The sequence below is a fragment of the Paenibacillus agaridevorans genome, from assembly GCF_003112455.1.
GTDB classification, from domain to species: Bacteria; Bacillota; Bacilli; order Paenibacillales; family Paenibacillaceae; genus Pristimantibacillus; species Pristimantibacillus agaridevorans.
Window position 1 is genome coordinate 147,081 of record NZ_BDQX01000281.1, and the last position, 8,119, is coordinate 155,199.

At 52.2% G+C, this 8,119-nt stretch carries 6 protein-coding genes; 5 read left to right on the forward strand and 1 reads right to left on the reverse strand.

Annotation, left to right across the window (positions count from 1 at the left end; all coding sequences use genetic code 11):
* The 4 genes from PAT3040_RS22840 to PAT3040_RS22855 form a co-directional block, all read left to right on the forward strand.
* Positions 1 to 545 (forward strand): MBL fold metallo-hydrolase (locus PAT3040_RS22840; RefSeq protein WP_258235114.1); only part of this gene is annotated, 545 nt, incomplete at its 5' end.
* A 102-nt stretch (positions 546 to 647) separates the two neighbouring features.
* Positions 648 to 2,267 (forward strand): ABC-F family ATP-binding cassette domain-containing protein, encoded by a 1,620-nt coding sequence (locus PAT3040_RS22845; protein WP_087566125.1) that lies wholly within the window; start codon positions 648 to 650, stop codon positions 2,265 to 2,267.
* A 225-nt stretch (positions 2,268 to 2,492) separates the two neighbouring features.
* Entirely contained in the window at positions 2,493 to 3,374 is an 882-nt protein-coding gene (locus tag PAT3040_RS22850; RefSeq protein WP_108994520.1) for a cation diffusion facilitator family transporter, read from the forward strand.
* 337 nt (positions 3,375 to 3,711) lie between these two features.
* Complete coding sequence (locus PAT3040_RS22855; protein WP_108994521.1) at positions 3,712 to 4,791, forward strand: C40 family peptidase; 1,080 nt, start codon at positions 3,712 to 3,714, stop codon at positions 4,789 to 4,791.
* Between the two features lie 107 nt (positions 4,792 to 4,898).
* On the opposite strand, the gene PAT3040_RS22860 is transcribed toward PAT3040_RS22855, so the two are convergent.
* Positions 4,899 to 5,561 (reverse strand): YqaA family protein, encoded by a 663-nt coding sequence (locus PAT3040_RS22860; protein WP_108994522.1) that lies wholly within the window; start codon positions 5,559 to 5,561, stop codon positions 4,899 to 4,901.
* A 313-nt stretch (positions 5,562 to 5,874) separates the two neighbouring features.
* Here PAT3040_RS22860 and PAT3040_RS22865 point away from each other — a divergent pair, with 313 nt between their 5' ends.
* Complete coding sequence (locus PAT3040_RS22865) at positions 5,875 to 7,101, forward strand: MFS transporter (protein ID WP_108994523.1); 1,227 nt, start codon at positions 5,875 to 5,877, stop codon at positions 7,099 to 7,101.
* Positions 7,102 to 8,119: the final 1,018 nt, after the last annotated feature.

Below are 8,119 nucleotides of genomic sequence, written 5' to 3' on the forward strand. Positions count from 1 at the left end.
GGATTATTCAGAAAAGCGGGGCGGATTCGGGACCGGGCTTGTTGAGGCCGGATGGAACTTCCAGGAAAGTGGCGCTTCATGGCACAGGCGGTGCGTCGTCTTGCGAGTCGGAGATCATGCGGCGTGAGATCGCCGCGGGCTATTCGGCGGATGAGATGACGGTTTGCGACGGCAGACCGATGGTATGCGATGCGCCGACGATCTACTTTGCAGGCGACAGCGGCTACTTTGCCGGCTTCAAGGAAATCGGCCGCCGCTTTGACATCGACGTGGCCTTGATGCCAATCGGCGCGTACGAGCCGGAATGGTTTATGGGACCGCAGCATGTTACGCCGGAAGAAGCGCTGCAAGCCTTCGAGGATACCGGAGCCCGCTGGTTCGTACCCATGCATTACGGCGCGTTCAAGCTCGCGGACGATACGCCGCTGGAAGCGCTGGAGCGGCTGGAGGCGGAGCGCTGCAGACGCAAGCTGGAGGAAAACCGCATCATCGTCCTTCCGCACGGAGAGACATGGAAGCTTGCCGGGAACGGCGAGCGGAAGTAAACTTCGAACGGCGGGGAGGTTTCTGTCATTTGTGCGTTCGTTTCCAGTACAGACTATGCTATAATAGTGCGAGCATAATGTGTAAAGGATGGGATTGGAGAAATGATTAGTACAAGTGGCATTACGCTTCGTTTCGGGAAGCGACCGCTTTTTGAAGACGTTACTATTAAGTTTACGCCGGGCAACTGCTATGGCTTGATCGGCGCTAACGGCGCGGGCAAGTCGACTTTCCTGAAGATTCTGTCGGGCGAAGTGGAACAGTCCTCCGGCGAAGTTCATATTACGCCAGGCGAGCGGCTGGCGGTCCTCAAGCAGAACCATTACGAATACGATAGCTTTAAAGTGCTTGAGACGGTCGTCATGGGCCATAAGAAGCTCTATGAAGTCATGAAGGAGAAAGACGCACTGTATGCCAAAGCGGACTTTACGGACGAAGACGGCATGCGCGCGGGCGAGCTGGAAGCCGAATTCGCGGAGATGAACGGCTGGGAAGCGGAATCCGAAGCCGCCGAGATGCTTAACGGCCTCGGCATTACGACCGAGCTGCACGACAAGCTGATGTCGGAGCTGGACGGCAACGAGAAGGTCCGCGTCTTGCTGGCGCAAGCGTTGTTCGGATCGCCGCAGATTCTGCTGCTCGATGAGCCTACCAACCATCTGGACATCGAATCCATCCGTTGGCTGGAAGATTTCCTTTCGCGCTACGAAGGCACCGTAATCGTGGTCAGCCATGACCGTCACTTCCTGAACACGGTATGTACGCATATCGCCGACATCGACTTCGGCAAAATCCAGATGTACGTAGGCAACTACGACTTCTGGTACGAGTCCAGCCAATTGGCGCTGTCCCTGCAGCGCTCCGAGAACAAAAAGAAGGAAGACAAGATCAAGGAGCTGCAAGCGTTTATTCAACGTTTTAGCGCCAACAAATCCAAGTCGAAGCAAGCGACTTCCCGTAAAAAATTGCTCGACAAGATCACGCTCGACGACATTCGTCCGTCGAATCGGAAATATCCGTTCATCCTGTTCAAGGGCGAGCGCGAAGCAGGCAAGCAACTGCTGCTCGTGGACGGCTTGACCAAAACGATCGAAGGCGAAAAGGTCATCGACAACATGACGATTGCAATCAACAAAGGCGACAAAATCGCATTCGTAGGGCCAAACGGCACGCCGAAGACTACGTTCTTCCAATTGATCGCGGGCGAACTGGAGCCTGATGCAGGCTCTTACTCGTGGGGCGTAACGACGACCCGCGCCTACTTCCCTAAGGACAACTCGAAGTATTTCGAGGGCGTGGACATGAACCTGGTCGAATGGCTTCGCCAATATTCCAAGGATCCGGACGAGACGTTCCTACGCGGCTTCCTGGGCCGCATGCTGTTTTCCGGCGACGAAGCCATGAAAAAAGCCAGCGTATTGTCCGGAGGCGAAAAGGTCCGCTGCATGTTGTCCAAGATGATGCTGGAAGGCGCCAACGTCTTTATTCTCGACGAGCCTACCAACCACTTGGACTTGGAATCCATCACGGCGCTCAATAACGGCCTGATCGATACGGACTGCACGATTCTGTTCACGTCCCATGACCATCAGTTCGTTCAGACGGTAGCCAACCGCATTATCGAGATTACGCCTAACGGCATCATTGACAGAATGACGACGTATGACGAGTATCTCGAGAGCGCGGAAATCAAAGAACTGCGCGAACGTATGTATTCGGTCTAGAATAATAGGTTTCGACCAAGCCGCTTCGGAGCGATCTCCGGGCGGCTTGTTGTTTGTCAAAAGCCATGTGGTCCAAGCCAAGTGTGTTGCCCTCGTGCATAAAAGCGCGCATCTGGTCAACACTGTTTCTCTAGACCCACACGATATACGTCGGGTATGATAACCGTTAGATATTAGAGAGATAATGGTAACAAGCGATAGCAGAGTGGCAGGAGGGCTTGAAAGTTGAATCAGTATGATGAAATCAAACAAGGCGAGAAAGGTGCCTGGGTCAGTATCGGCGCTTATCTTGCTCTGACGGCATTGAAGCTTGGAGCGGGTTATTGGTACATATCCGGCGCCCTTGTCGCGGACGGGTTTAACAACCTGACGGACATCGTGGCATCGGTGGCGGTCCTGATCGGCCTGCGGATCTCGCAGAAGCCGCCGGACAAAGATCATCCATACGGACACTTCCGGGCGGAGACGATCGCGGCGCTGGTCGCCTCGTTTATTATGGCAAGCGTAGGTTTGCAGGTGCTTATCACGGCGGGCCAATCGTTGTTCGAAGGGCATGAGGAGACGCCTAATCTGATAACGGCATGGGTAGCCTTGTTCTCTGCCGTATGCATGGGCGCGGTTTACATGTACAACAGCAGGCTCGCGAAGCGGATCAACAATATGGCGCTGCTGGCTGCCGCCAAGGATAACTTGTCCGATGCTCTCGTAAGTATCGGTGCGGCCGTAGGCATCATTGCATCGCAGTTCGGCATGCCTTGGATGGATCCGGTCGCAGCGATTGCCGTGGGACTCATCATTTGCAAGACGGCCTGGAGCATCTTCTATAGCTCTACGCATGCGCTGACGGACGGCTTCGACGAGAAGGAGCTGCATACCTTGCGGACGACGATAGCCCGCACGAAGGGCGTCCAGACCATTAAGGACATCAAGGCGCGCATTCATGGCAGCAACGTGCTTGTCGACGTCATTGTACAGGTGGATCCGGAGCTGACGCTCATCGAAAGCCACCGTATTTGCGACGAGATCGAGCACAGATTGGGACGAAAGCACAACATTTTAAGCGTGCATGTCCATGTCGAGCCGCTCGAGAGTCCTATTGGTAATTAAGACCATGCCTCTGGTCAATCGACAAAAAATGATTCTAAAGTCCTAGCAACCTTATGAGAAGGTCCTAATGTTTTATGAGGTTATTCACAGTGCCGCCCTTGAAGCGGCTGTAAGGACGAGACGTTATACATCCATTTCCAAGGAAGGCATCCCCATGGGCGGGGATGCCTTTTATTAATTTTTTCTTAGCAAAAAAGGGTAATGCGCTGCGCCCATGCCGGGACCCCGCCTTTTAGGAACTTGGGACGATGCCTGTCCTGCGAGTGCCAACTTACAATGATTGTGGGCGCCAAACAAGGCATTGTTCATCCAAGAAACCAGAGGAGGCGTAACAATTTTGAACACATCAGTCAAATATAAAGTCGTTACTGCAACATTGTCCGCCGCGTTGTTATTCGGGTCTGTGGCTGCGTTGCCGGCACCGGTCGCGCATGCAGCGCAATCTGCAGAAGTTATATGGGGAGTAAACATGCGGTCCGGCCCATCCAGCACGGCTTCGGTCATTCGGATGCTTAAGAAAGGCGAACAAGTATCCATTCTGGAGAAGTCGGGCAGCTGGTACAAAGTCAGCGATACGAATGGCAAGACGGGTTATATTTCATCATCATCGAAATATACGGAACTTGGCTCGAATGCGTCGAGCGGCGGTACAGAATCGGGAACGGGGACGGATACTCCGGCGCTAGCTACACTGACAGGCGTTATCCAAAAATCGGTATCGTTCCGCAAAGGACCGGGAACCTCGTATACGCGAGTCCGTTATCTAAAGACTGGCGAGGAAGTGAAGGTGATCTCCCAGCCAAGCAGCGGCTGGTACGAGGTTATGGACTCTAATGGCGTGAGAGGATATGTCTCCTCGCAGTCTCAATATATTACGGTTAATGGCAAGCCAAGCACGGGTTCGGGTGCCGACAAGGAAACCGGCGGCAGCGGAGGCTCCACGGGAGGCGATTCGGTTTCCCAGGAAGGAGCAACGAATACTTCCGTCGAGAAGATGATCGCGACGGGGATGAAATATCTGGGAACGCCGTACGAATTCGGCTCTAATCGCAACACGACGGCAACGTTCGACTGCTCGGACTTCACGAAGCATATTTTCAAGCAGGCTCTCGGCGTAACGCTTCCAGCCGATTCGCGTCAGCAAGGCACGTATGTGAAAAACAAAGGCAATGCCGTCACCAGCATCAGCCAGCTAAAGCGCGGAGATCTTATGTTCTTCATGTCCTACAAGGGCAGCAGCAAATCGTCGTACAGCGGCGTAAACAAGTCGAGTCAGAGGATCACGCACGTAGCCATCTACCTCGGCAACGGCAAAGTTCTGCATACCTATTCCAAAGAAAGCGGCGGCGTCAGAACGAACGATATCATGGGCACGCATTGGGAATATCGGTTCCTGTATGGCGGAAGCGCACTGTAAAGGGACAAGCTTCTGCAAGCAGAATTAGTAATTATAGATTTGCTTAAAAAAAAGCTATCCGCGATTCCGCTCGATATTGAGAGCGGAATTCGGATAGCTTTTTGCCATTACAATTGGCTTCCCAGATCGGTACTGTCGGATGTGCTTGCGACGGCCTTGGTCTTAACGGTTGCTTGCTCGGATGGTTCCGCGGCAGCAGTTGCTGCTTCCTTCCGCTTGCGGATACGGCTTCGAATGAACAAAAAGAGTGCAATCAGCGGAACGCCGCCGATGAAGATATACAACGATACATCCTTAACCATTGATTCCGCGGCACGGCCGTAAAAGTAGAACAACGCGCCAACGGCATAGAACTTGACGGCTCTTCCCAGGGCAGCATATCCGATCAGACGCCATAACGGGAAGTTCAGGCATCCCGATAGAATCGTGAATACTTTGAACGGAATAGGGGTAAATGAACCGATAAGGATGGCAGCTTCTCCGTTTTTTTGAAATCGGGAAGTTGCAGCATCGATCCACTCCGTTTTCAGGAAGCGATACAGAACGGATTTGCCCATGACCTTGCCGATAAGATAACCTACCGGCGTACCGAGCAGACATGCGATGTATCCGAAGGTAGCGAGCCACAATGCGTTGGAAGGATTAAGAATGCTTAAAGATACTTGAAGGAAAAAGGCAGGGATCGGAAAGATCACCGCATCCAGAAAGGAATGAACGAATAATCCCCAGGGGCCGTAGTCTTCCAGAAAATCAATGACGGCTTGAAACATGAAGTAGGCTCCTTTGTATGGATTGAAACGCATCGCTTCGGCGACGTCGTTTCACCTTGGGCTGCCTGTTCAGTATAACACACAGGAACACTTCGGTGATACGTGGAACACTGGCAGTTGGTTTCAATTTATTTTATGCGAATACTTCGATAATCAGCCTTCTTCGGCTATGGAAGCGGGTTTTTCTTGCAATTCCTGCTTAATTCGGTTTTGAAGTAAGGCGTCGACACGCGTATAGTTGAAGTATTGTAAATCGGCTGCGGACAAGTTTTATTTGATTTCACGTGTGGAGAGAGGAGAACAATAACAGCTTATGACTTTAGAACCGTGGAAACGTACAATGTGGATTTTGTGGTTTGGCGTGTTGTTCTGCAGCTCCAGCTATACGATGTCGATCCCTTTTTTGCCGTTGTTCCTCTTCGATCTCGGAGTAGACAAGAGCTCGGTCAACTTGTGGGCGGGTATCGTTCACTCCTCGGCCTTCCTGATGGGGGCCGTGATGGCTCCGCTGTGGGGCATGATGGCCGACAAATACGGCAAGCGCAAAATGGTTATTCGGGCGGGCGTCAGTCTGGCGGCCATTTATGCGTTGTTCGCCTTTGTGGAGACGCCGTGGCAATTGGTCGGCGTTCGGATGATGCAAGGTTTCGTGGGCGGGTTCGTGCCGGCGTCCATGTCGATTGTCGCATCGATCGCGCCAAAGGAGAAACTTGGCTCCAGCCTTGGCCTGATGCAGGCAGGGACGATGACAGGCGGCATTTTAGGGCCGCTGTTCGGCGGTACGCTGGCGGAGCTGTTCGGCATTCGCCACTCTTTTATCGCGGCATCCCTCATTATTTTGGCAGCGAGCGTCGCGGTCATCTTTTGGGTTAAGGAAGGCAACTCGCCTGCGGCTAAACCTTCGGAGGGCTCAGGGGTTAAGAAACTGGAGCCTTACACTTATCGGATGGCGTTCCGGAACAAGGGACTTATGGGCATGCTGCTCGTGCTTGTCGTGTTCCAGTTGTCCATCAATATGATACAGCCTCAGCTTGCCCTTCATATCGCGGATCTTGGCGGAGAAAAGGGAGCGATGTTGTCTGCCGGTCTGGTCTTGTCCTTGATCGGTGTAGCGGGTATTATCGCTTCTCCCGTATGGGGCAGATTAGGCGAGAGAAAGGGCTATTATCGCATTCTCGTGTTCTGTTTGCTTACAGCGGGCACGGTCGTCTGCATGCAGTATTTCGTGGAAGTGCTTTGGGTATTCGCCGCTGTGCAATTTCTGTTCGGCCTTTTTATGGCGGGCGTCGTGCCTATCGTCAATACGCTTATGGTGCAGAACACCGACGAACAATTCCGAGGTCGTTCCTTCGGACTGACAGCGAGCGCGAACCAATTCGGTTCCATGCTTGGGCCGCTGTTGGGAGGTCTGCTCGGGTTATTCCTGGGTTTGAACTGGATCTTCGTCGCTACAGGCGTGATTATGATGTTTGCCGGTCTGACCGTCATGTTAAGCCGCAGAAGAACGGAGGGCATCAAGTCGCCTATACGCAGCAGCTAGTGAGAGATTATTAAGGGGTTGTCCCAGAAAGTGTTTTGAATGATATGGGAACGTTCCGATTTATGCGTAAAAGGACCTCGAATTCCACTGTAAAGTGGGGGTTGAGGTCCTTTTTCTTGAAAAAATTCGATTTGACGTGGAGCTCGAAAAATCACAAATTGACTTTTGGGGCAGCCCCTATTTTCACCACATAAGGAAGTAAAAGTTTTCGGTTCTCGAAAACGGATTTCTTATTGGCGATTAAACCTGCCTCAAGCTTCCGAAGCGGCTTTGCTTTGCAAAGCTGGAGGTTGCTCATCCTTGAATAACACGGTTAGAGGTTTGATCACAGCGCGATTGCTCTTCCACGAGAGAATTCGATCGGGTTATCCGCACTGTCGCAGCAAGTGTGAGGGGTGGTCAGTCATATACCTGCATCGGAAACTAGAGGGAAAAGCTCCCTTTAATCTGAATAAAACGGGCTGTCCATTCGATTTAAAGGGAAAAACTCCCTTTCTTTTAGTGAATTCTGCCCGAACTCAGCGATTCGACCTGTATTAGAGGTAGGATTTCCCTCTAAAGCGCAAGCAAGGACGTAGACGGAGGCAATAGTGGGCGTTTTTCCACTTAATCGAGAGTAAGGTGATAGAACAGACAGGCAAGATGAGCGATGAGTTATGAGCGATGAGCGACACTCTAGGTTATTCGAAAAATCTAACAGACACCAGCGACGCTATTTGTCCGTTTTTTGTCCCAAACAAACTTTAACAGACAAGAGAGACGTTATTTGGTCGCTATCAGTCAAATTGGCGTTGGGAGGATGCAAATAAAGTCGCCTGTGTCCGTTAGATTTTAGAAACCTTCAGAAATCGAAGAATAGCGACTTGTTTGTCCGTTAGACGGGACGGGAGACCGTATGCTTTAGGAGCTGCCATTCGCCCGTAAGGGTGAATGGCAGCCCAACTACGCGCCGAGCTCTACGCGCCGAGCTCTACGCGCCGAGCTTTACGCACCGAGCTCTACGCGCCGAGCTCGGCGA

Coding starts and splice junctions, on each gene's coding strand:
- PAT3040_RS22845 (WP_087566125.1), top strand. CDS start 648: ATGATTAGTACAAGTGGCATTACGCTTCGTTTCGGGAAGCGACCGCTT.
- PAT3040_RS22860 (WP_108994522.1), bottom strand. CDS start 5,561: ATGTTTCAAGCCGTCATTGATTTTCTGGAAGACTACGGCCCCTGGGGA.
- PAT3040_RS22865 (WP_108994523.1), top strand. CDS start 5,875: ATGACTTTAGAACCGTGGAAACGTACAATGTGGATTTTGTGGTTTGGC.